The following is a 23902-nucleotide window of genomic DNA, read 5'->3' as shown; positions in this document are numbered from 1 at the left end:
TCACGTGAAACAGCACCCCGTGCCAACTACGGGCTGAGGAAACTCAGTTCGTGCCGATGCGTGCCAGCAGGTCCACGATCCGCTCCTGCACCTCGGGGCTCGTCGAGCGTTCCGCCAGGAACAGGACCGTCTCCCCCGAGACCAGCCGCGGCAGGTCGGCCGGGTCCACGGCCGCGGTGTAGACGACGAGCGGGGTGCGGTTGAGCAGGTTGTTCGCGCGCAGCCAGTCCACGACCCCGGCCTGCTGCCGCTGCACCTGCATCAGGTCCATCACCACCAGGTTCGGCCGCATCTGCGCGGCCAGCGTGACCGCGTCCGCGTCCGACGCGGCCCGCGCGACCTGCATACCGCGCCGCTCCAGCGTGGCCGTGAGCGCGAGGGCGATCTCCGCGTGCTCCTCGATGAGCAGCACGCGCGGCGGGTGCTGCTCGGAGTCGCGCGGGGCGAGCGCCTTCAGCAGCACGGCCGGGTCCGCGCCGTACGCCGCCTCCCTGGTCGCCTGTCCGAGCCCCGCCGTGACCATGACGGGGACCTCCGCGGCCACCGCGGCCTGGCGCAGCGACTGGAGCGCGGTGCGGGTGATCGGGCCGGTGAGCGGGTCGACGAAGAGCGCCGCAGGGAACGCGGCGATCTGTGCGTCGACCTCCTCACGGGAGTTGACGACGACGGGCCGGTAGCCGCGGTCGCTGAGCGCCTGCTGGGTCGTGACGTCCGGTGCGGGCCACACGAGCAGGCGGCGCGGGTTGTCGAGCGGCTCCGGGGGCAGCTCGTCGTCCATCGGCTGCATCAGGGGCTGGTCGGCGATCTCCACGGCACCGCCGGGACCGTCGAGCGGCTCGGGGCCCTCGTCGGCGTTCTCGTCCGGTGCCCCTATGGCGTACGACCGTCCGGCGCCCTCGGTGGACGGGGCGAGCCGGGACTGCCCGGCCAGGGACGGCTGGGGCGGGACCGGAGCCGACACGGGCTGCGGGTGCGGGCGGGCGGTCGCCTCCGGGCGCTCACCGGTGGGCTCGGGAGGCGTGCCCAGCTTGCGGCGGCGGCCCGAACCGTTCGACGCGTGCGGCGGAGGCGTCGGCGCCGTGGGACGGGGCGGGACCCCCGGCTGCGCCGCCTGCCGTGCGAAGGGCACCCCTTGGCCGAGCGTGCGCACGCTGATCGCGCGGCCCTGTGTCGAGTGGGAGTCGACGGGGGCGGCCGCCTCCGCGGGCAGCGGCTGGTCTGCGCGCGGCTGGGGCGTGCGCTGCTGTTCCGGCGGCAGCGGGGTGCCCGCGGACGGCGTGGTCCCGGGCGTCTGCGGTACGGGCACACCGGCGCCGGTGTCACTGGAACCGGGCCAGGTCTGCGACTGTGGCTGCGGTTGAGCCGGGTGCGGGGGCGCGGGGGTGCCGGGGGCGGGCTGGTGCGGGGCCTGCGGAGGGACCGGGGCGCCGGGGGCTGGTGCGGCTGCCGCGGCCGGTGCTGCCCGCGGGCCGGACCGGGACTGTGGGTGCGCCGCGGGCTGGGACTGTGGCTGTGGTTGCGCCGCAGGCCGGGGTGGTGCGACGGGGTGCTGCCCCGGCTGCCCCGCGACGGGCTGTACGGGCACGGCGGCGGGAACCGGCTGGGCCGGGGCCACGGGCTGCCCCGGGGCCGCCACCGGGTGGCCCGGCGTCATGGGCACGGGCCGAACACCGGGGACGGGCTGGGCCGGGACCGGCTGACCGGGCGCCGCCCGAGCCGGCAGCGGCCCACCGGGCAGCACCGGTCCACCCGGTGCACCCTGTGTTCCCTGTGCCGGGACGGGCTGTGGGCCTTCGGCCCCGGGAACGCCCTGAGCGGGGGCGCCCGGCGTCATCTGCGCGGGCGGGCCCTGGTGAGGGGCCCCCGGGGCGGACGCGCCGTCCGGCACCGGCGCCGGCTGAGGCTGCGGCTGACCGGGATCGGCGGCCGGGCGGGCACGGCGGCGGCCCGTGGGCGCGGACACCGGATGCGGCTGCGGCGGCGTGTGCTCGTCGGCAGCGTCGTGCGGCACCGCGTCATGGCGGCCCTCATCGGCCCGGACGGCGGCGGGCGCGCCCTGCTCCGGTGTGCGGTCCGCCTCGGCGGGCGGCAGCGCGAACACCGTCCGGGGAGCGGCTTCCGCCGCGGCGGCACGCTCGTTCGCGGCTGCGAGGGCACGCCGACGGCGTCCGGTGGGCGCGGGGGCGGCAGCGGCGTCACCGGACGGGGTGTCGGAGGCGGCCGGCAGCGCGGGCGGCAGCGCCTGCTGCCCGGGGTCCCGGCGGGCCCGGCGGCCCGTGGGCGCGGGCACGCCCTGCGGCGGCACGGTTCCGCCGAGTCCGGTGGCTGCGGCCGGGGCTCCCGCGGCGTGCTCGGCGGCGGTCACCACCGAGCCCTGGGACACGCCCTCGGCGAGGTTGGGCCGGCCGCGCCGGCGTCCTGTCCCGCCGGTGGCCTCGACGGCAGCGTCGCCACCGGCCGCCTGCTCCGGAATCGGTGCCTCGGCGGTGGGCTGCTGCGCCGCACGTCGCCGGCGCCGCCCGGTCGGCGCCGCTGCCGCAGCGTCGGACGGGGCGGGGGCGGCGGGGGCGGAATCGCCGACCTCGCTCTCCAGGAACGCGTCCACGGACGACCGACGAGCCCGCCGCCGTCCACCGCCCTGCTGCTCCGTCTGCTCGGACCGCGCGACCTCGGTCCCCGGCTCGTCCGCGGGAGTCTCGGCGGCGGCAGTCTCGGCGTCGGGTTCCGCCGGAGCCACCGCGACCGCGCCCGCGCCGCCGCCGAGCGGCACTTCGAGCACGTACGCGCTGCCGCTCATGCCCGGCACCTCGTGCGTCTGCAGCACACCGCCGTGCGCGCGCACGATGCCGCCCACGATCGGCTGGTGCACCGCGTCTCCACCGGCGTACGGGCCGCGCACCTCGATCCGCACCACCTCGCCGCGCTGCGCGGCCGCCACGACGACGGTGTTGTCCATGTAACCGCCCGCCGAGACCGGCGCGTTGCCCGTGGCGTCGACGCCCGCCACGTCCGCGACCAGATGCGCCAGCGCCTGTGCGAGCCGCTGCGGGTCGACCTCGGCCTCGATGGGCGGAGCGTGCACCGCGAACTGGACCCTGCCCGGACCGATCAGCTCGACGGCGCCGTCGACGCCGGCGGCGACCACCGCGTCGAGCATGACGGGAGTCCGCACCAGGTCGTCCTCGCCGGCGTCGAGCCGCTGGTAGCCGAGGACGTTGTCGATGAGCGTGGTGATGCGCGAGTAGCCGGCCGAGAGGTGGTGGAGGACCTGGTTGGCCTCCGGCCACAGCTGGCCGGCGTCGTCCGCGGCGAGCTTGGACAGCTCACCGCGCAGTTCGTCGAGGGGGCCGCGCAGCGACTGGCCGAGCACCGCGAGCAGTTGGTCGTGCCGGGCGGTGAGCGCCTCGTAGCGGTCCTTCTCGCGCTCGCCGAGGGCGGCGTAGCGCTCCTCCCCGGCCGCGATCTCCTCCGCGTGCCGCTCGCGCAGCCCCGTGAGCTCGGCGGCATGCTCCTCGCGCAGCCCCTCCAGCTCCTCCCGGTGCTTCTCGGCGACCCGCTCGAGCTCCTCCTGGTGCTGCTTGACGGCCTTGTCCCGCTCCGCGACGAGGGCGTCGAACGGGCGCCGGTCGGTGAACGTCATCACGGCGCCGACGATCTGGTCGCCGTCGCGCACCGGCGAGGTCGTCAGGTCGACCGGCACCCTGTCCCCGGGCTTCGACCACAGCACCTGCCCGCGCACCCGGTGCTTGCGCCCGGAGCGCAGGGTGTCGTACAGCGGCGACTCCGTGTACGGGAAGGGGGAGCCGTCGTCGCGGGAGTGCAGGACGAGAGTGTGCAGTTCCTTGCCGCCGAGGTCGCTGGCCCGGTACCCGAGGATCTGGGCGGCGGCCGGGTTGACGAGGACGATCCGCCCGTCGGTGTCCGTCCCCACCACGCCCTCGGCCGCGGCCCGCAGGATCATCTCGGTCTGCCGCTGGGAGCGGGCGAGTTCGGCCTCCGTGTCCACGGTGCCGGACAGGTCGCGGACGACGAGCATCAGCAGCTCGTCGCCGGTGTAGCCGTAGCCGTCGTAGGCCTGCCGGCCGTCCTCCAGGTTGGCGCTCGTGACCTCGACGGGGAACTCGGTGCCGTCCGTGCGGCGGGCGATCATCCGGGTCGGCTTGGTCTGCCCCCGCGGGTCGAGGGAGTCGGGGCGTCGCATGGAGCCGGGGATCAGCCGTGAGTCGAACTGCGGCAGCAGATCGAGCAGCCCGCGCCCGACAAGCGCGGTTCCGGGGGTCTCGAAGGCCTCCAGGGCGATGGTGTTGGCGTTGACGACCGTGCCGTTGGCGTTGACCAGCACCAATGCGTCGGGGAGCGCGTCCAGTATGGCAGCGAGGCGAGCAGCGCCTCGGGATGGCCTGCTGCTCACGAGACGCTTCCTCCCTGTTACCGCACCTTGCTGACCGCGAGGGCCATCTTGCCAACCGGCCCGCAGCGTGTCACGCGAGGGAGTCTACGGGCAGTCCCAGCGCCCGCGGCGCCGGATGAGAGGGAGGTCGCACGCGGAAGTGACGCAGAACCTGTGACCGCGCAGGTAGCCGTGAGACGGGGGCCCGGCGTGCCGTTTCTTTCGGCGATTCTCTACGAACGAAGGTTCGGCAGCAGTGGCACCAGCGCGTCCCAGCGGGCGATCCGGCACCCGTCCCCACGGTCGAACCACGCGTCGACCGGCCGCCCGGCCCACCTGCCGGTGACATGCGCGGTGGCGGGCCCGCCGTACTGCAGGGTGCAGTGCCTGCCGGACGGAACCGGGGCGAAGGGGTCCCGCCCCCAGACGGTCCGCCGCTCGAGGACGGGGCAGGCGCGGCCGGCTGCGGGGTGGGTGCCGCCTGTCGGATGGCACCGCAGCACGTAGGTCCCGTCGGCGCGCCCGGCGTGGCGGACGGTGACGAGCAGTCGGTCACCGTGCGGGGCGGGCCGGTGACCGTGTGCGTGCGCCGGGCCCGTCGCGGCGGCGAGAGGGAGAAGTGCGAGGACGCCGAGGAGGAGGGGGCGGCAGCGAAGACGGAAGAGCACCATGCCCTCTGTAACGGCAGTGGAGTGCGGAGGTTGCGGAGCGTGCCGGCGGCTGCCGTGGCGGCCGGGTCCCGGACCCGATGAGCACTCGGCCGCGTCCGATGGGGCCGGATGCGGCCGAGTGCTTTGCCCTGCGGGCTTTCCGCCTAGTACCGTGGGAGCCGATTGGTGACACCCCGCTCGACTGTGTCATCATCTGCACGCACCACTCGCGCTCGCGCGTGAGCGGTTGTGCTGGAGGCGTCGCCTAGTCCGGTCTATGGCGCCGCACTGCTAATGCGGTTTGGGCCTTAAAGCCCATCGAGGGTTCAAATCCCTCCGCCTCCGCGCTCGATCACCGAAGCCCCGGTCCCCGCGACCGGGGCTTCGTCGTTCCCGGAGCGGGCGCCGGGAGCCGCTTCCACCCCGTCCCCGGAGCCGGCCCCGGATCCGCCCGGCAGCGCGTTTCCGCAGGTCACAAGAGGTGGGGCAAACGGATTTCACATGGCGGCGGCAGTCATGTAATGTTCTTCCTGTCGCCGCGAGCGGGCCGGAAGGGCCGGGAGCGGAGACGAAAACAGAACAAGCACTCGTAGCTTAACGGATAGAGCATCTGACTACGGATCAGAAGGTTGCAGGTTCGAATCCTGCCGAGTGCGCACAGGCCAGAGGCCCCGGAGAGATCCGGGGCCTCTGGCGTTTCGAGGGCGTACAGCAGCGAAGTACAGCAACGGCTGATGTCAGCCGTTGCTGTTCCTGGCGGGCGCGCAGGGCGAACACGCGCGTCAGGTTCCCCGGCTCGATCGCGGTTCCATACTTCGTGGTGACGACCGGGCCGCGGGTGTCCTGCCAAAGATCACCGGCCGCCTTCCGGTCGCCGGTCTGCTGAGCGCGGCGCATGCGGAGCGCCTTGAGGCAGAACTCGGGCAGGGGCAGGAAGTCGTCACACTCCTCGGTCTTGGTCTCCCGGTGGAGGATCTGTCGGCCCGCCCGCTGGATCTGGTGATCCACGTACAGCTCACCCGCCTGGAAGTCGATCGACTTCCAGGTCAGGCCCAGGACCTCACCACGACGCAGCCCCAGGCAGAGGACCAGGACCCAGGCCGCAAACAGCGGATCTTCCCGGGCCGGGGAATCGGCGAGGAAGCGCCCCGCCTCGACGACGGACCACGGCGTGATCCGGCGACGCCGAGGCTTTGGGACCTTGACCAAGGAGGCCACGTTCTTACTGATCTCCTCCTCGGCGACGGCGTGGGTCAGCGCGGCCCGGAGGGCATCCCGCGCCGCCTGGATCACCCGACGGGACGGGTAGGCCTCGCAGCACTCACCGACGGCACAGCACCGCCGCCGAGCCGGGGTGCGCTTGGCGTCCTTGCCCCACCATCGACCCAGCGAGTTGGGACATCGACCGCGACGACGCCTCAGCGACTTCTCCAACTGGCACACGCGGGAGTCAGGAAGACGAGGCACCCTCAGCACCGCAGCCGCCGTCCCCCCAGCCGCAGAACAACTCCTCGTCCGTGCCACGTCCTGGTCCAAGCTATCCGTTTCCCCCACCGCCCCCGCTGTCGGATCTCGATGCGCTCCGGCCGGGTATCAGCGGAACGCCGGCGGCGGGAACGTCGATGCCAGAGGCAGACGCGGCCTCTCCGAGCTTGGCAATGGCTTACGTGTCCCCGGAGGGAGCCATTTTGGCCGCTTGGCGGCAAGTCGAAATTCAGCTCAGGAAGCTGTCGCCGAATCTGCCTGGACCTGCCCGGTCCCTACCGGACCTCATACACAGCCTGGGGCTCCCTGCCGACATCGAGCGGTCTCTCCAAAACTTGCGGAGAATCCGGAACGAGGTCACTCACAGGCAGGGACGTACTCCTAGCCCAGAGGCAGCAGCGGACTTTGTGGAGAGCTGCGAGGCCATGGCCAAGTGGTTGAGCGACTACGGTCGAAGCAGGCTCCCCGTTCCCGTCCCCCGTTCCCCTTACCGGACATAACTTCTGCTGGTCGATGAGAGGTAGTGGCGCTGCCGCAGCTGGGTGTTCATCGTCAACCGGCAGGCACGCCGCGGTAGGCCTCGGAAGGCACCTGACATCCATAGCTGACATCAACGACGCTGGACACCAGCACGCCCAGACGGTTCGGCATGGCCAATGTGGCCGGGCGGCTCCAAGGCAGTGCTCGGCCGGGATGGAACTCCTAAAGCGGTGCTCAGGAGCTCAGGAGCCGTTGCGCGTGGTGGAGCGGAGCCAGCGGGCGAGCTCGGCGAAATCATCGTCGGTAAGGGCTGCGACCGGGTCGACGCGGTGCAGCAGCGACTGTCCTTCGTGCTGCGCAGAGACCCAGAGGCGGTCCATATCGCTGATCTCGTCATCGACCCGGATGAACGAGCGGTGGCCGGCCCACGCGACAAGGTGGCGGGTCTTCCAGTGCAAGCCGCGTGGCCCCTCATCGGTGAGGACTTCTGGCCACTTGACCACAGGCAGCCGCGGCAGCCCGATGCGCGGAGCGACAGCTTCGTTCGCCTCGTCCATCCAAGTCGAGGCCCACACCAAATCGCACCCCAGCGCCATCAGTCGCGGACCAACGGCGGGGTCGAGGCGCTCCAGCAGCGGGTTCCCCGAAACGCAGGACACATCGGAACGGTCGGCAGGGGCCGCCTGCCGGGCCTGCCCTAACGGGATGAGTGGCCCGTCGACGTCGAGGAAGAGAATGGGGCGCTCCGTTGAGCCGGTCACAGGAGAACGGTAGTCCTCTACAAGGGCTCGTCCAGATAGGCGCTCCCCTCGACCAAAGGGCCGCCTTCGTATCCCGGGATCTCCAGCACCCGAGGATCATGGCACGAGGCACGGACACTTCTGCCTCCACGCCTTCGACAGGATGCACCACAAGCGCACCAGAACGAGCGGGGAACAGCGGGGAGCCACGGTGAAAGCAGCCGAGTCCGGCAGGGCCGATCCCTCACCGTTCGTCAAGGTCAGCGCCCGGACAGGCCGCAAAAGCTCGCAGCTTCCCAAGCTGATGCTGCCAACGGAGCAACGGAGTGGCACTCCGCCATCCAAGGTCACATTGAATCAGACCAGGGCTTGCCCTCGACCCAGTGACGGACCCAGCCGGCGAAGCCGGACTCGCCGGTGGTGAAACCGAACTCGGACAGCGCGCGGAAGCCGGTCGCCTGGATGTCGGAGAACTGGCCGAAACAGCCACCCGCGAGTCGAGCATGGCCCATGCCCAGACGTCCGACGGCGTCCGCCCGCAGCAGCCTTCCGCCGTCGCGCAGTCAGACACCTGCGGCCCGTTTGCGCCCCCACTCAGCGGCACCGGTCTAACGATGTGACCACGATCACCTGCGTGGTGTAGCGGCATTTCGGACACAGCGCGAATCAGGAGCCGTGCCGTCGGCGTAGTGTCCGTACTTCTCACTCAGGAGTCCCGGGAAGGGCTCCTGACTGGCACTCACCACCTTGGAGGCTGTAGCCCGGTGAGAATCCGAATCCCCCTTCCCGCTTTGGCCACTGCGACGCTGCTGACCGCCGCCCTGGCGCTGCCGGCCGCCACCGCGTACGCCGACCCGGCCCCGGCCGACGCCACTCCCGCACCGTGGTGCGAAGGCAGGGCGTCCGACGGCACCACCCTGTTCTTCGTGGACACCCAGTTCTCGTCCACCCTGCTCACCTACGGCAACGAGGCCCTGACCGCCACCGGCAAGGTACTCGCCCAGGAGCCCGACGGAACCCTGGCTCCCTACGCCGGCCCGTACACCCTCAGCGTGACGCTCGGGAGTGCAGGTCTATACGCGGCCGTGGGGACCGTCGCCGCCGACGGCAGCTTCACGGTCCACAAGTCGGTACCTGAGTCGGCAGGCAAGCAGCAGCTCACGCTATCGGCTGTCGTCGACCGCATGCACTTCTGCGGGCCGTCCACACAGGTCGACCCGGTGACCGAGCCGACCCGGATCGTGCTCGACAAGGCGACCGCCGCGGACGTGCCGGCCTGGGGAACCACCAGCATCAGCGGAACCCTGGAGTACCAGGGGCAGGACGGCACCTGGCACCCCGCCGCCGACCAACCCCTCACGCTCGAGGGGGCGTACTCGACGCAGGCCGGCACCACGGGCAGCGACGGCCGGTTCTCCTTTACCCAGGACGTATACAACACGCCGACCCACTGGACCGTGGACGCGCGAGACCACACCGGGGGCTGGGACGAGTACCTGACCGGCACGTCCGCCGGTTTCGACATCACCTCGATCGTCCAGCACGCCACGCTCCACCTGGCCTCGGCGAAGGTCGACGCCCACTCCAGGCTCTCCCTGTCCGTGAGCGCGAACAGCACGAACGCCGCGGTGCCCGGCAACGTCCTGTACCTCCAGCAGTCCGCCGACGGGAAGACCGGCTGGACGACGGTGGACCGCATCCCGGCGAATCCGCTTCCCGTCGCCCGGGCGGTCACCTTGACCGTCAGCAACCCACACGGCTATTGGCGGCTGTTCTCGCCGGCCGCGACCGACTTCCCGGCCGCGTACAGCAACACCGTGCACACTTCCGTCTATGCGACGAAGGTGACGGGCGGGAGACCGAACCACACCACGGTCTCCAGGAACAGCTACGTCAGCTTCAGCGGCCACGTCTACGAGCAGGGCACCACCGGCCCCTGGAAGCCCGTGACCCACAGCTACGTGACGCTGCTCTTCCGCCCGGCGGGCCAGAAGACCTGGCTGTCGCGGGGCCGGGTGAAGACCGACGGCAGCGGCGCCTACCGGATCAGCGGCAAGGCGACCACCGGCGGCACCTGGGTCGTCGTCTGGTACACGCCGGACAGCGCGCACGTGGACGCCCAGGGTCCGCAGACCTACGTCCACGTCTGAAAGCGAGCGTGTTCGCGAGCGTTTCCCGGCGGCACGGACCATCTCCGACAGCCTCCCGGACATCACTCGCACGAGATGGCCGGCAACAAGCCCGAGGCCTTCTACCTGCGATTGAAATCGCAGGTAGAAGGCCCAATCGTACGAGCGTTACTTCTTCTTGCCCCGGGTCTTGCCGGGGATCTTGATGAGCGGGATCTCTGCTGGTCAGGGGCGGCGGGCACGTGCGCCTAGCGGTCGTCGTCGGTCCTCATTGGCCATTTGTTCTGGTCGAGGTTCAGCGGGAGGTCGGGTCGGGAGATGAGCTGTGACTCGAGATCCCACGGTTCGTTCTGCTCGATCCAGCACACTCGTGCGTTGTCCGCCATCCACTGGCTCAGGGTGGGCGGGGCTTCGGGTTGCGTCCTGGGAAGTGGTGTACGGGTTCCCACCTGATCCGGGTGTTTGGCCTGGGGTCGGAGTGAGGGCCCGGATATGAGAACGGCCACCGGCTGGTCTTCGAGATGTCGAAGCTCGAAAGAGATCAGCACGATGACCGCACCCGACAGTCTGTTCCTCCGGTCGTTCGACGTGCTGTTCTCCCGGACGACCTCGCCGGCGCGGTCCTACTCAGCGATCCGCTCGAAGGCGTTCGCAGCTCCTCATCAGCGGCCGAGTCGTCGTGAGACACCGGGCGGCCAGGTGAGGGGAACCATCGAGGGCAACCGCATAGAAGCCATACCCAGTGTCTCTGGATCTCGGGACCTTACGGTGGCCCGTCCAACCCACGAACAAGGTAGGGCCGCATAGCCTCAAAGACGAGATCACCGAGTGGCCGTCGATACACCACTCCAGCGGACGTGACCCTTCCCGAGGCCTGACCATCAGACCCGCCTGACCAACGGCGCGACATCACGAGGCAACCCCCGTAAGTCTGGAGAGGGTCCGCCAGGCATCGGCGGGCCCTCTCTGTGAAGATCGATTCTCAATCGGGTTTCACAAAATCAACTTAAGCTGCGCGGGATTGATGCTCAGCACACGCGGGCACTGCTGGCCATATCGTTGAAGGAGCCGAAGCTTGAATATTGGGTGTTCGGCGGAAAGTAGACGACCGCACCCGTGTAGTAAGGATTTTGGTAGACGCACCACCCGACGCCTGTGTTGTTCCGGCCCGAGCTGGCGACGTCATTGAAAAATCGGGTGCCGAAGTTTGGCCAGGCGGTTGTTCCGAAGAGGCTGGGGGTCTCCATGGGACCTGAGAAATTTGCGTCCCACCAGAGACAGAACGATCCGGACGGACAATCCTGTACGGCGGCGCTCGCCGGCGACGCGGCGGACAGGGGGATAATGAGGCTGGCGGTAGTGGCCAGTGCCGCCATTGCCACCTTGGTTATCCGCTTCATTGGATCTCCTGTTCTCAAGTTTGATGCAGGAAAGGCGAACTCGGTCACCGGCAAGCTACAAGCCACGAACCTCGGTGTCCAGTGAGCCTTTTCCATCGTCAGCTTGGCTGACCGCTGCTTTCCCAGCTCCGGCCGGTGAACCTACGTATTCGATTACGTAGGTTCACCGATCCCTCCGGAAGGCACCGCCGGGAGACTTTCCCCATGAGCTTTCCGACGGAGTCGTGGCGTCACGCCGGGAGCCTGCTGCCTCCCTGCTGGGCACCGTCGCCGCCGGTCCAACGGGGAGCGAACGCTGTCCAGTCAGTGGATCCCGGCTGCAGATCGGAGAGGGGAACCGCCTCTCCGTCGGTCAGCAGGCCGTCAACCGATCCCACGCAAAGGTCCGGGCCCCGGTCCAACAGGCCATCGCCACCCTCAAGTCCTGGCGGATCCTCCTCGGGCCCCGCTGCTCGGCGACCCGAATCACCAGCCTCGTCCCAACCGTCCTCACCCTCCATCTGGCCGGCTCGAGCCGAGGATGGAAAAGGCTCAGTGATCCCAGGTGGCCGAGCGCCGTGGCTGGACGTGACGCGTTCCGGGCTTGCTCGGCTGATCGCATCTGCGACACCCGTTTTAATGGAGAGGCTGGGGCGCCGCGCCGGTCTCGAGGAGTACGCCCTGACTGTTCGGTGCCACTCCACGCATCCAGATGTGGTGGATGGCGTACGGCACGGTCGTTCGTCCCCGTCGCGTTGGCGGTTTCACCCGAGAGCGTCAACAATGGGCGTTGATGGCCGGATGCCATCGATCGATGTTTTGCGCGACGGCGGTTGTCATCGGCAGTGGGCTCAGGCTGCGGGTGGCGCCTGCCGCCGTTCTTGGATTCTTTGCGTTTCCAGCAAACCTGTTCCATAGGCCGGTTTGAGGCGACGGCGGTGCCATGGGCAGCTCGTCACCGCCGGAGTCGGATCCGTGTTCGGGCACGAGTGATGCGTCTCGATGACGGCCGGGAGGACGATCATGGCGCTCACCCAAACGGACCTGTACAAGATCGGTGATGCTGACCTGATGGAGCTGTTCCGCTCCAGCCCTGCGGGTGACATGCCGAAGGGTCCGCTGCAGGGGACAGGCTTCCTCAGGTGGGGAGATGGCTCGCTGGCCCGGTCCTTCGCCCGGCTGGTGCCCCTGGTCCTGTGGCGGGGAAAGCTGTTCGTTCCCGATGGCTACCTGGTCAATCGGATATCTGCGTTCGACTTCCTCGCCGTCCTGGCTCAGGTCTATCGCGGGCCGAGCCTGGTGGACGAGCAGGAGTGCATCGTCATCGACTACTCCAAACTCTCACTGGTTGGCCGATGGGTTCGCGATGAAATGCGCGAAGTGAGTCCTGGACTGTATCTGGGCGTGGTCTGGCTGCTGGGGACCAGGGTTGCCTGGTTCTCACTGAAGGTGCTCGAAAGTGCCGATGCGACCGAGGTGAAGGAATCCGACACCGCATGATTCAACTGGCCGGCTGACAGCACTTGTGCAAGATGCAAGCAGGCGCTGATACGAGGCAATGTCGGGCGGTTGGACCGCTGCACCGATTTCTCTGCCTAATTCAGGCACGCACAGCGAAGGGTTCGAGAACTATGAGCACTCCAGGCATACGTGCCCGCAGGCCGGCCTCCCCTGAAGGGCGCGGAGCAAGAAGGCGGTCCAGGGCTCTGCGGTGGACATCAACCACCGCCGCAGCAGCCTGTGCGGCCCTCGCCCTGCCGGTGCTGGTGGGCACCGCGGCACCTGCGCTGGGTGCCGCGCCGGAGGCGGTGCGGGGGACCGTCACAGGGGCGGGGAAGCCACTCGGAGGCGTTCAGGTCACACTCATGGCCGGTTCACGTTCCGGAGTCACGAAGCTGGGCGAGGCAACGACGGACGCACTCGGTTCCTTCCAGATGACGTACACCAGGCCGGCTGACGGAGTGCTGTACGTCGAGGCCACACCCGCGCAGGCGCACAAGCTCCGGCTGCGCTCGGTCGTGGGGTTCGGCGCGGGCGGTGGCGCGCCCGAACGGACCGTGAGCAAGGTGACGGTCAACGAACTGACCACCGTCGCCGCCACGTACGCCCTCGCCCGGTTCAGCGACCAACACGGCGTCACCGGACCCAGCCCGGGGCTGCAGAACGCCGCCGCGACCTCGTTCAACCTGGCGGATCCGGCAACCGGCAGGGTCGGCGGTCCAGTTACCGGCGACAGCGCCAACAGCGACACTCTCGCGACGCAGAACACGCTGGCCAACCTCGTCTCCCTCTGCGTGACGGATGACACGCGCTGCGACAAGGCGCTCCAACTGGCGACTCCGCGAGGCGGCACCAAGCCTGCCGACACCGTGCAGGCGCTCCTCAACCTGGTACACGATCCGACACTGTCCCCTGGCGGCCTGGAAGCCCTGGCGCGCAACGCGAACGTCTTCAGCCCGGCGCTCACCTCAGCTCCCGCGGACTGGATCCTTGCCCTGCGCTACAGCGCTCCGGGGGTCTACGCGCCGGGCCGCATCGCGTTCGACGCCAAGGGCAACGTATGGGCGGCCAACAACTGGAAGCCGGGCACACGGGAGTCCAGCCCTTATGTCACGGTGCAGGACCCCACCGGTCAGCCGGCTCTGGGCAGTCCCATCAGCGGCGGCGGCATGAAGGCCGGAGCGTGGGGAATCGCGGTCGATCACGACGGATCCGTGTGGGTACCCAGCTACAACGGCAACGCGATGTCGAAGTACTCCGCCTCCGGCACACCGCTGTCTCCCTCCGACGGCTGGACGAACGGCGGACTGAACAAGCCGCAGGGTGTCGCCGTCGACCAACGCGGCAACGTATGGATAGCCAACTCCTACGGTGTCAAGGGGAAACCCGGCGTGGGCAGCGTCGTCGTCTACCCCCACGGTGACCCGAGCAAGGCCGTCGTCATCAGCGACAAGAACTTCAACCACCCGTTCGCCGTCCAAATCGACGGCCAGGGGCGGGCCTGGGTCACCAACAGCCATTTCTCCCTGGAAGAGTTCAAGCAAGCGGGACGACCCAGCCGCGCCGGCGGCAGTGTCACGCTCGTCGGCCCCGACTTCAAGCCGATCAAAACGATCACCGACAGTTCGATTCAGGTCCCGGTGGGGCTCGCCCTCGACTCCAAGGGAAACGCCTGGGTGGCCAACTTCGCCAGCAGCGCGGTCACCGAGATCGGACCGGAGGGAACCGTGGCAGGCGTGTACCAACTGCCCAAGAAGGTCTTCCCCTGGTCGACCGCCATCGACGGCCAGGACCGTGTGTGGGTCGCCGGTTTCGGTGACTCCTCCGTGTCGCTCCTGTGCGGGGTGAACAGCGCGGCCTGCCCGCCCGGCGCTTCTGCCGGCACTGTCCTGTCCCCTGCACAGGGCTTCCATAACAAAGCGATGCAGCACCTCACAGCGGTGCAGGTCGACTCCTCGGGCAACGCCTGGGTGGCCAACAACTGGGCAGAAATCGTTCCGCCCACAGGCGGCGTGGGCCTTGTGGAACTCATCGGCGTCGCCACCCCGGTCTGCACCCCCCTGACCCCGGTACCCCTGCGCCCTTCGCCAACGAACGCATGCCCGAAGTAAAGGTGCCGTGCGCCGGACTACCTGGCGTCGGACATCGCGCACCGGCGTGCTCGCGACCGGAGAGCATCCCGGGCGGTCTGGTCGCGGACGCCCTGATCGGGGCTCCGACGCTGCGCGCCGAGCGGCCCACCGGAGCGGACGGTGCCGCCGGCGATCCTGACGGCGACGACGGCACACAGAGACCGTCGTTCACGGCCATCAGCGATCAGCTGGAAGGAAGGTGGGCCCCCGCCCAACAGCCCGCCCGATCCTACGGATCAGAAGGTCGCAGGTTCAATCCTGCCGAGTGCGCACAGATCTGAAGCCCTCCGGGATCCTCCCGGAGGGCTTCTGGCATCAACCGCTGACGTCAACGCGGCCGAGAACGCTGATCATTCCTCGGCGTCCTGCTCCCACTCACCGTCTGCATCTGCTTCCGGGCCGTCCTGCCCACGGGCGCCGTCCACTCGATCGGGCGGTTTTGAGCGTCGTCGGGGCCAGGACCCCGGGACCCCGTCGCACCTGGTCGCCCGGCCCGATACGGTCTCGAGCGTGTTCCCACTGCGGGGAGCCGAAGAGATCCGTCTCGGCCGCCCCGGCAGTTCCCACGCTGAGAGTAGGTTTCGTCAATGGCATGTCGTATCAGTGAGCTCGTGCTCGGTTGCCGCGACCCCGAGGTGCTGGCGCGGTTCTGGTGCGAGGTCCTGGACTTCGTGGTGCTCGATCGCGAAGGGAACGACTGCATCGAGATCGGGCCGCGCGAGGGGTTCGGTGGCCCACAGCCGACGATCGTCCTCAGCCGCAGGGACGAGCCGGAGCCCGGGAAGTCCCGGCTGCACATCGATGTCAACGCCACCGACCGCGATCAGGACGCCGAGCTCGAACGCCTCCTGGATCTCGGGGCGCGCCCGGCCGACATCGGCCAGACCGGCGAGGAGTCCTGGCACGTCCTTGCCGACCCCGAGGGCAATGAGTTCTGCCTGCTCAAGACCCGCCTCAATCCGCTCTGACGGCTCTGCGTCCCGGTGCGGCCGGGTACTGGTCCGGGCCAGGCGGACGGCCTTGCCCCGGAGGCAGCCAAGTCCCGGTGATGTGGGGCTCGTTGACAGGCCTCGTATGCTGAAGGCGCGGAGCGCACTCCGGCCACGAGGGCCGGGTAACCCGAGTCGGGGGAGAAAGGTGCGTGCCCGGTGATCGTCGGGCTTCTGTCTGCGGTTGGTGTCGTCCTCTACGCGGTGACAGCCTCGGTTCTCGCGCTGACCGCGACGTTCGCGCGTCATGAGGTGGTGAGGCGCGAGGCGCGCACCACCCTGGCCGTTCTCGTGGCCGCCCGGGGGGTGGAAGCGGTGCCGGGGGGCCTGGAGGGCCAGGGACGGTAGGACTCGGCGCGACGGCCTGCCGGTCGGCCGGGCGGCGGGCTCAGTGGCCGACCGGGAGTCGTCGGCGTGCTGTGGTCCGGCTGGTCCCGTTGTCAGTAAGGGCGCCTACTCTCGGCAGTGATGACTCAGGTGTGGAGATGCGCGGGGCTGCGGTGGGGTGGCGAAGGGCCCGTGCTGGCGTGGGAAGGGGGGCGGCGCAGTGCGCTGGAGCGGGGGAAGCGGGTCGCCTTCGCGGTCCTGGCCGGGGGCGTGCGGACGTGTGCGGGGGCACGGGGTCACGGGTGTGCGGCGCGGGCCGTGGTACCCGGTCGGAGTACGGGCGGGCGGTGCGAGGAGTGCGCCCGTCTCGACCGGGCCCGTTCCGTCGCCGCTGATACCTTCGCCGACGATCCGCGGACGTACCGCGTCTATCTCGCCTGGTTCGGGCCCGGCATGGTCAAGGTCGGGATCACCGCGGCCGAGCGCGGCTCCGCGCGGTTGCTGGAGCAGGGTGCCGTCTGTTTCAGCTGGCTGGGATGCGGGCCGCTGATGGCGGCGCGGCGCGCGGAGGAACTGCTGCGGGCCGCGCTCCGGGTGCCGGACCGGATCCCGTACTCCGACAAGCGGGCGGTGCGGGCCGCGCTGCCGCCGGCCGGGGAGCGGATCGCCGAGCTGGCGGAGCTGCACGCGCGGGCGGTGGCCCTCGGCGGCTGGCCGGAGTCGCTGGAGCAGGTGCCGTTCCGGGCCGTCGACCACGGCGGGGTGTTCGGGCTGGAGGGGCTGCCCCGGATGGACGGTGCGGTGCGCGAACTGGTGGCGGGCGCAGGGGTGAGCGGGGAGGTGCTGGTGGCCGTGGGGCCTGATCTTCATCTCGCCACCGGGCGCGGGGTTCTCGTGCTCGACACGCGGCTGATGCCGGGGTGGGAGCTGACGGCCACCGAGCGGGACGAGGTGACCGTGCCGGTGCGGGAGGTGGGAGAGAAAGGGGTGCAGGACGGGCTGTTCTGACGGCACGAGGAGGCGCGGAGGCTGGACGCCGGGTGCCGTCTCCTTCATCGTGGTGACATGAGCGATCAACGCGTTGCGCCTGTCACCGCCCATGAACCCCCCTACTACGCCGTCGTCTTCACCTCCGTGCGGGCCGAGGAGGACGAGGGGTACGCGGAGACCTCCGAGCGGATGGAGGAGCTCGTCCACGAGGTCCCCGGGTTCCTCGGAATGGACCAGGCCCGGACGCCGGGCGGGCTGTCGATCACGGTCGGCTACTTCCGGGACCTGGCCGCCGTCGAGGAGTGGCGGAGCAACCTGGAGCACCGCGCCGCCCAGAAGCGCGGGCGTGCCCAGTGGTACGAGGGGTACACCCTGCACGTCGCCAAGGTCGAGCGCAGCCATACGTTCGAGCGGACGCCCGAGTGAGCGAACAGGCGCCCCCTCTCTGAGGGGGCGTCAAGGAATCTTCCCAGGAGTTTCCTGAGCGGCGCCTGTGTGTTTTTCAGGGAAATTACAGAATCGTGAAAGGGCGCTCTCAGAGGATCCCGACAGGGTGTCCCTCATGACCACGACCTCGCCCCAGGGGCGCACCGAACTGCTGAGGCCGGACGGGAGTCCCGTCCGAGTGCTGGTGGTGGACGACGAACTCTCCATCACCGAACTGCTGTCCATGGCCCTTCGTTACGAAGGCTGGCAGATCCGCAGCGCGGGTGACGGACAGGGCGCGATGCAGACCGCGCGCGAGTTCCGGCCCGACGCCGTCGTGCTCGACATGATGCTTCCGGACATGGACGGGCTCTCCGTGCTGGGACGGCTGCGGCGTGAACTGCCCGACGTGCCGGTGCTGTTCCTCACCGCCAAGGACGCCGTGGAGGACCGGATCGCGGGTCTGACGGCCGGCGGCGACGACTACGTCACCAAGCCGTTCAGCCTGGAAGAGGTCGTGGCCCGGCTGCGCGGGCTGATCCGGCGGTCCGGTGCCGCCGACCGTCGCGCCGACTCGGTGCTGGTCGTCGGGGACCTCATGCTGGACGAGGACAGCCACGAGGTGTTCCGGGGCGGGGAGAACATCCACCTCACCGCCACCGAGTTCGAGCTGCTGCGCTTCCTGATGCGCAACCCGCGGCGCGTGCTCAGCAAGGCACAGATCCTCGACCGTGTGTGGTCGTACGACTTCGGCGGCCAGGCCAACGTCGTCGAGCTCTACATCTCGTATCTGCGCCGGAAGATCGACGCGGGCCGGGAGCCGATGATCCACACCCGGCGCGGCGCCGGTTACATGATCAAGCCCGCGGCGTCATGAGCGGGCGACGACGGCCGCGTACGCAGGGGCGAGGACGACAGCCGCGCACGCTGCGGACGCGGCTCGTCGTCTCGGCGGTCAGTCTGATCGCCGTGGTGTGCGCGGTGATCGGCACGGTGACGACCATCGCGTTGCGGCAGCACCTGTACGGGGAGCTGGACGTGCAGGTGGCCGATGTCGGCAAGGGTGTCTCGGGTCCGCCCGGGGGCAGCCCGGCCGGCCTCGGGAACGGTCGTCCGGGCGGCCCGGAGAACCTCAACGGCCATGCGGCGGGGAGCTCCTCCGGCACCGTGACGACGCAGGACAGGCTGGACGACTTCATTACCAAGGGACCGGCGCAACCCGACACCGTCGCCGCGCAGACGGACTCCACCGGTGCCGTCACGAAGGCGGTCATCAAGAAGGAGGTCTCCTCCACCAGCGCCGGCTTCGAGCGGATGAAGGCCGTCGAACTGTCCCGGGCGCAGACCTCCGCGCTCGGCTCCGTCCCCCGTGACAAAAAGGTGCACACCGTCACGCTCCCAGGGCTCGGGGACTACCGGGCCATGTACGTCACCGGCCCCCACGGCGCCTTCTACGTCGCCCTGCCCACCCGGACCGTCACCAGCACCATCGACACCCTCGTCATCGTCGAGGTCAGCGTCACCGCCGCCGGTCTCGTCGCCGCCGGGATCGCCGGCTCGGTGCTCGTGGGCATCGCCCTGCGACCGCTGCGCAAGGTCGCCGCGACCGCCACCCGGGTCTCCGAACTCCCGCTGCACACCGGCGAGGTGACCCTCGACGAGCGGGTGCCGGTGTCCGAGACCGATCCGCACACTGAGGTCGGGCAGGTGGGGGCCGCCCTCAACCGCATGCTCGACCACGTCCACGGTGCCCTGCACGCGCGGCAGCAGAGCGAGATGCGGGTACGGCAGTTCGTCGCGGACGCCAGTCATGAACTGCGCACACCGCTCGCCTCCATCCGCGGATACGCCGAACTGACCAGACGGGGACGTGAGGAGCAGGGCCCCGACACCCGCCACGCCCTCGGACGGATCGAGTCCGAGGCCGGGCGGATGACCCTCCTCGTCGAAGACCTGCTGCTGCTGGCCCGGCTGGACGCCGGCCGCCCGCTCCGGTTCCAGCAGACCGACCTCGTCCCCCTCGTCGTGGACACCGTCAGCGACGCGCGCGCCGCGGGCCCCGACCACCACTGGCACCTCGAACTGCCCGACGAACCCGCCCTCGTGTCGGCCGACGCCGCACGGCTGCAACAGGTGCTCGTCAACCTGCTCGCCAACGCCCGGACGCACACACCACCGGGTACCACCGTCACCGCACGGGTGCAGCGGCGCGGGCCGTGGCTGTGCGTGGACGTCCAGGACGACGGGCAGGGCATCCCGCCCGATCTGCTGCCGCACGTCTTCGAACGGTTCGCGCGCGGTGACTCGGCGCGCTCCCGGTCCACCGGCTCCACCGGGCTCGGGCTCGCCATCGTGCAGGCCGTGGCGACCGCGCACGGCGGCGCCGTCACCGTCGACAGCGTTCCCGGGCACACCGTGTTCACCGTGCGTCTGCCCGCGCCGACCCCGCGCGTGCCCTCGCCCGCCCCCGAAACGGCCTGGGAACAGCACTCACAGGCACAGCACAGCGTCACCACACGGGTGCGACAGGGCGCTTGAGAAGAGTCGGTTCCATGCGAACCGACTCTTCTCCCGGCACCCTGCCGGCGCGGGAGCACCTCCCGGCCGCAGGAGCCGGTACGCCTGTCCTGGACGTGGTGATTCCCGTCTACAACGAGGAGAAGGACCTCCAGCCGTGTGTGCTCAGACTGCACGAGCACCTCGAGCGCACGTTCCCGTACGCGTTCCGCATCACGATCGCGGACAACGCGTCCACGGACACCACCCCGCAGGTGGCCGCGCGGCTGGAGGAGCGGATCCCCGAGGTGAGGTCCTTCCGGCTGGAGCAGAAAGGCCGCGGCCGGGCGCTGCGGACCGTCTGGTCCGCCTCCACCGCCCCGATCCTCGCCTACATGGACGTGGACCTGTCCACCGACCTCAACGCACTCCTCCCGCTGGTCGCGCCGCTGATCTCCGGCCACTCCGACCTGGCGATCGGCTCCCGGCTCGCCCGGAGCTCCCGGGTCGTCCGCGGCCCCAAGCGGGAGTTCGTCTCCCGCGCCTACAACCTCATCCTGCGCGGCTCGCTGCAGGCCCGCTTCTCGGACGCCCAGTGCGGCTTCAAGGCGATCCGTCGTGACGTGGCCCAGGTGCTGCTGCCGCTGGTGGAGGACACCGGCTGGTTCTTCGACACCGAGATGCTGGTGCTCGCCGAGCGCGCCGGGCTGCGCATCCACGAGGTGCCGGTCGACTGGGTCGACGACCCGGACTCCACGGTCCACATCGTGAAGACCGCCACCGACGACCTCAGGGGCGTGTGGCGCATCGGCAGGGCGCTGGCCACCGGGTCGCTGCCGCTGGACCGGCTCGCCCGGCCGTTCGGCGACGATCCGCGCGACCGCGACCTTGCGAACGTGCCGGGGGGTCTGGCCCGGCAGCTCGTCGGCTTCTGCGTGGTCGGCGGCCTGTCCACCCTGTTCTACCTGGCGCTCTACAGCGTCTTCCGGCAGTTCTCGGGCTCGCAGATCGCCAACGCGCTCGCCCTGCTGGTGTCGGCGATCGCCAACACGGCGGCCAACCGCCGGCTCACCTTCGGCGTGCGCGGCAGCGGCGGCGTCGTCCGTCACCAGGCGCAGGGCCTGGTCGTCTTCGGCATCGGCCTCGCCCTGACCAGCGGCTCGCTCGCCGCCCTGAACGCGGCGACGAGCAACCCGACGCACTCCACGGAGCTGGCGGTGCTGATCGCCGCCAACCTCGCGGCGACCGTGCTGCGGTTCCTGCTCTTCCGGGCCTGGGTGTTCTCCGACCGGCGCGACGACGCGCCGACGGCACAGCCCGGCGTCACCCACCCGCCCCAGGCGGGTCCGCACCGGCGGCTCCCGCCGCTGCCCCGGCGCCACGCGGGGCCGCAGTCCTCGTACGACACCACCCCCTTCCGCGCCGGTGCCGACGCGGACCGCACCTCCTTCCGGGACGCCACCACGCCGCTGCAGCCGGTGCGCCCGCAGGACACCGACCCGAGGGACCACCGATGACCACACAGTCCGAACAGTCGACCCACCAGGCGGGTGCGGGCTCCCCCGTCTGGGGGCCGCCCGCGACCGCTCCCGGTGAGGCGCCCGCCCCGCCGCCGGCGCCCGCACCAGGGGCCGGTGAGCCCCAGCAGCCGCTCCCGCGCAGACTCTGGCGCGGGCGGCCCGAGGACCCCCGCTGGGTACGCCCCGCGTTCCTCGGCCTGCTGCTCGCCACCGGGCTGCTGTACCTGTACGACCTGAGCGCCTCCGGGTACGCCAACTCCTTCTACTCGGCGGCGGTCCAGGCCGGCAGCAGGTCCTGGAAGGCGTTCTTCTTCGGCTCGCTGGACGCGGGCAACGCGATCACCGTCGACAAGCCGCCGGCCTCCCTGTGGCCGATGGCCCTGTCGGTCAGGGTCTTCGGCCTCACCTCGTGGGCGATCCTCGTCCCCGAGGTCGTCATGGGCGTCCTCACGGTCGCCGTGGTGTACGCGGCGGTCCGGCGCCGGTTCAGCCCGGCGGCCGGGCTGATCGCGGGCGCGGTGCTCGCGCTCACCCCGGTCGCGGCGCTGATGTTCCGGTTCAACAACCCGGACGCGCTGCTGGCCCTGCTGATGGCGCTCACGGTCTACTTCGTCGTCCGGGGGCTGGAGGACGGCCGCACCAAGTGGCTGGTGTGGGCGGGTGTCGCGGTCGGCTTCGCCTTCCTGACGAAGACCCTGCAGGCCTTCCTGATCCTGCCCGCGCTGGCGCTGGTGTACGGCGTCTGCGCCCCGGTGAGGCTGAGGAAGCGGATCGCGCAACTGGGCCTCGCGACCGCCGCGCTGGTCGTCTCCGGCGGCTGGTGGGTCGCGATCGTCGAGCTGTGGCCCGCGTCCTCCCGCCCGTACGTCGGCGGCTCGCAGAACAACTCCTTCCTGGAGCTGACCTTCGGCTACAACGGCCTCGGCCGCATCAACGGCGACGAGACCGGCAGCGTCGGCGGCGGCGGTGGCGGCAACGGCGGCCAGTGGGGCGCGACCGGCTGGGACCGGATGTTCAACTCCGAGATCGGCTCCCAGATCTCCTGGCTGCTCCCGGCCGCGCTGATGCTGCTCGTCGCGGGCCTGGTGCTCACCCGGAAGAGCAAGCGGACGGACCTGGTCCGCGGCTCGTTCCTCGCCTGGGGCGGCTCGCTGCTGATGACCGCGGTGGTCTTCAGCTATATGGCGGGCATCTTCCACCAGTACTACACGGTGGCTCTCGCGCCCTACATCGCCGCCCTGGTCGGCATGGGCGTCACGGTCCTGTGGGAGGAGCGGTCGAGGACGTGGGCGTCGCTCACGCTCGCCGCCACCGCCACGGCGACCGCGGCCTGGGGGTACGTGCTCCTCGACCGCACCCCGGACTACCTGCCCTGGCTGAAGTGGCTGGTCCTCGTCGGCGGCCTGGCCGGCGCCCTGGGGCTCGTCTTCGTGGCCGGGCTCGGACGGCAGCTCGCCCTCGCGGCGGTGGGCCTCAGCTTCGTGGCCGCCCTCGCGGGTCCGACGGCGTACACCCTCACCACGGTGAACCAGGGCCACACCGGGTCGATCGTCACAGCCGGTCCGGCGGGCGCGAGCACGATGGGCCCCGGCGGGCGCGGCGGCCCCGGCGGCGCGGGTATGCGCGGCGGTTTCGGCGGCGGCATGCCGGGCCGGAACCAGCAGAAGGGCACCGCTCGGGGCGGCAGCGGCCAGGGCTTCCCCGGCGGCAACGGCGCCGGCGGGTTCCCGGGCGGCGGCCTGCCGGGCCGGAACCAGCAGGGCAACGGCATCCCTCGGGGCCGGAACGGCCGCCAGGGCTTCCCCGGCGGGAGCACGGCCGACGGCGGTATGGGTGGTCGCGGCGGCATCGGCGGCCTGCTCAACGGCACGAGCGTCAGCTCCGCGGCCAAGGCGCTGCTGCAGAAGGACGCGAGTCGGTACACCTGGGTCGCCGCGTCCATCGGCTCCCAGAACGCCGCCGGCTACCAGCTCGCCACCGGCTACCCGGTGATGGCGATCGGCGGCTTCAACGGCAGCGACCCGTCCCCGACGCTGTCCCAGTTCCAGAAGTACGTGGCCGAGGGCAGGATCCACTACTTCGTCTCGGGCGGCGGCTTCGGCGGCGGGGGCGGCAACGGCGGCTCCAGCGTCTCCTCGCGGATCAGCTCGTGGGTTCAGCAGAACTTCAAGAAGGTCACGGTCGGTTCGGCCACCTTCTACGACCTGACGCAGAAGACGAGCGGCTGACCGCACTCCGCGGCTCGCTCCGGGCGGTGGGTCCGGGCACC

At 70.4% G+C, this 23902-nt stretch carries 17 protein-coding genes, 2 tRNA genes and 2 pseudogenes; 14 read left to right on the top strand and 7 right to left on the bottom strand.

Annotated elements, in window-relative coordinates:
* Nucleotides 1-43: 43 nt before the first annotated feature.
* Together AC5WS8_RS30610 and AC5WS8_RS30605 are read right to left on the bottom strand one after the other, a co-directional pair.
* A complete protein-coding gene (locus AC5WS8_RS30610) occupies nt 44-4411 on the bottom strand; it encodes a PAS domain-containing protein (protein WP_496106739.1) in 4368 nt (1455 codons plus the stop codon).
* A 212-nt stretch (nt 4412-4623) separates the two neighbouring features.
* Nucleotides 4624-5061, bottom strand: a complete 438-nt coding sequence (locus tag AC5WS8_RS30605; RefSeq protein ID WP_496106738.1) for an SSI family serine proteinase inhibitor — start codon at nt 5059-5061, stop codon at nt 4624-4626.
* Nucleotides 5062-5294: 233 nt separating this feature from the next.
* On the opposite strand from AC5WS8_RS30605, the gene AC5WS8_RS30600 reads away from it, so the two are divergent.
* Together AC5WS8_RS30600 and AC5WS8_RS30595 are read left to right on the top strand one after the other, a co-directional pair.
* A tRNA-Ser gene (locus AC5WS8_RS30600) sits at nt 5295-5385 on the top strand.
* A gap of 238 nt (nt 5386-5623) precedes the next feature.
* Nucleotides 5624-5696 (top strand) — tRNA-Arg (locus AC5WS8_RS30595).
* Between the two features lie 82 nt (nt 5697-5778).
* Here AC5WS8_RS30595 and AC5WS8_RS30590 read toward each other — a convergent pair.
* The 3 genes and pseudogenes from AC5WS8_RS30590 to AC5WS8_RS30580 all read right to left on the bottom strand — a co-directional run.
* Nucleotides 5779-6414: pseudogene (locus AC5WS8_RS30590) on the bottom strand (site-specific integrase); the annotation flags it as partial.
* Between the two features lie 833 nt (nt 6415-7247).
* Nucleotides 7248-7766, bottom strand: coding sequence for an HAD domain-containing protein (locus AC5WS8_RS30585; RefSeq protein ID WP_496106737.1), 519 nt, complete (start codon nt 7764-7766; stop codon nt 7248-7250).
* Between the two features lie 326 nt (nt 7767-8092).
* Entirely contained in the window at nt 8093-8257 is a 165-nt protein-coding gene (locus AC5WS8_RS30580) for a hypothetical protein (protein ID WP_496106736.1), read from the bottom strand.
* Nucleotides 8258-8536: 279 nt separating this feature from the next.
* On the opposite strand from AC5WS8_RS30580, the gene AC5WS8_RS30575 reads away from it, so the two are divergent.
* The gene (locus AC5WS8_RS30575; RefSeq protein WP_496106735.1) at nt 8537-9895 is read left to right on the top strand and encodes a hypothetical protein; all 1359 of its coding nucleotides are present in this window, start codon (nt 8537-8539) and stop codon (nt 9893-9895) included.
* A gap of 227 nt (nt 9896-10122) precedes the next feature.
* Here the strand turns inward: AC5WS8_RS30575 and AC5WS8_RS30570 are convergent, their stop codons facing one another.
* On the bottom strand, nt 10123-10323 hold the full coding sequence (locus AC5WS8_RS30570; protein ID WP_496106806.1) for a GIY-YIG nuclease family protein: 201 nt from the start codon (nt 10321-10323) through the stop codon (nt 10123-10125).
* A 579-nt stretch (nt 10324-10902) separates the two neighbouring features.
* Complete coding sequence (locus AC5WS8_RS30565) at nt 10903-11274, bottom strand: peptidase inhibitor family I36 protein (protein WP_496106734.1); 372 nt, start codon at nt 11272-11274, stop codon at nt 10903-10905.
* Between the two features lie 224 nt (nt 11275-11498).
* On the opposite strand from AC5WS8_RS30565, the pseudogene AC5WS8_RS30560 reads away from it, so the two are divergent.
* The 11 genes and pseudogenes from AC5WS8_RS30560 to AC5WS8_RS30510 all read left to right on the top strand — a co-directional run.
* A pseudogene (locus AC5WS8_RS30560) lies at nt 11499-11786 on the top strand (transposase family protein); the annotation flags it as partial.
* 490 nt (nt 11787-12276) lie between these two features.
* Entirely contained in the window at nt 12277-12753 is a 477-nt protein-coding gene (locus AC5WS8_RS30555; RefSeq protein ID WP_496106733.1) for a hypothetical protein, read from the top strand.
* 365 nt (nt 12754-13118) lie between these two features.
* On the top strand, nt 13119-14864 hold the full coding sequence (locus AC5WS8_RS30550; protein ID WP_496106732.1) for an NHL repeat-containing protein: 1746 nt from the start codon (nt 13119-13121) through the stop codon (nt 14862-14864).
* 608 nt (nt 14865-15472) lie between these two features.
* Nucleotides 15473-15853, top strand: a complete 381-nt coding sequence (locus AC5WS8_RS30545) for a VOC family protein (RefSeq protein WP_496106731.1) — start codon at nt 15473-15475, stop codon at nt 15851-15853.
* 180 nt (nt 15854-16033) lie between these two features.
* Nucleotides 16034-16222 (top strand): hypothetical protein, encoded by a 189-nt coding sequence (locus AC5WS8_RS30540; RefSeq protein WP_496106730.1) that lies wholly within the window; start codon nt 16034-16036, stop codon nt 16220-16222.
* A gap of 120 nt (nt 16223-16342) precedes the next feature.
* Nucleotides 16343-17209, top strand: coding sequence for a DUF2797 domain-containing protein (locus AC5WS8_RS30535; protein ID WP_496106729.1), 867 nt, complete (start codon nt 16343-16345; stop codon nt 17207-17209).
* A 57-nt stretch (nt 17210-17266) separates the two neighbouring features.
* Complete coding sequence (locus AC5WS8_RS30530; protein WP_496106728.1) at nt 17267-17617, top strand: antibiotic biosynthesis monooxygenase family protein; 351 nt, start codon at nt 17267-17269, stop codon at nt 17615-17617.
* Between the two features lie 136 nt (nt 17618-17753).
* Nucleotides 17754-18494 (top strand): response regulator transcription factor, encoded by a 741-nt coding sequence (locus AC5WS8_RS30525; protein WP_496106727.1) that lies wholly within the window; start codon nt 17754-17756, stop codon nt 18492-18494.
* Complete coding sequence (locus AC5WS8_RS30520) at nt 18491-20155, top strand: sensor histidine kinase (RefSeq protein ID WP_496106726.1); 1665 nt, start codon at nt 18491-18493, stop codon at nt 20153-20155. The genes AC5WS8_RS30525 and AC5WS8_RS30520 overlap by 4 nt, the downstream gene beginning before the upstream one ends.
* Before the next feature lie 14 nt (nt 20156-20169).
* On the top strand, nt 20170-21630 hold the full coding sequence (locus AC5WS8_RS30515; protein ID WP_496106725.1) for a bifunctional glycosyltransferase family 2/GtrA family protein: 1461 nt from the start codon (nt 20170-20172) through the stop codon (nt 21628-21630).
* Nucleotides 21627-23861: a glycosyltransferase family 39 protein gene (locus tag AC5WS8_RS30510; RefSeq protein WP_496106724.1), complete on the top strand. Its 2235-nt coding sequence runs from the start codon at nt 21627-21629 to the stop codon at nt 23859-23861. The genes AC5WS8_RS30515 and AC5WS8_RS30510 overlap by 4 nt, the downstream gene beginning before the upstream one ends.
* The last annotated feature ends 41 nt before the right edge of the window (nt 23862-23902 follow it).

The organism is Streptomyces sp. PTL18 (assembly GCF_059510295.1).
The sequence above is the reverse complement of the archived record's forward strand: the minus strand, read 5'-3'. Positions and strand labels throughout refer to the sequence as shown.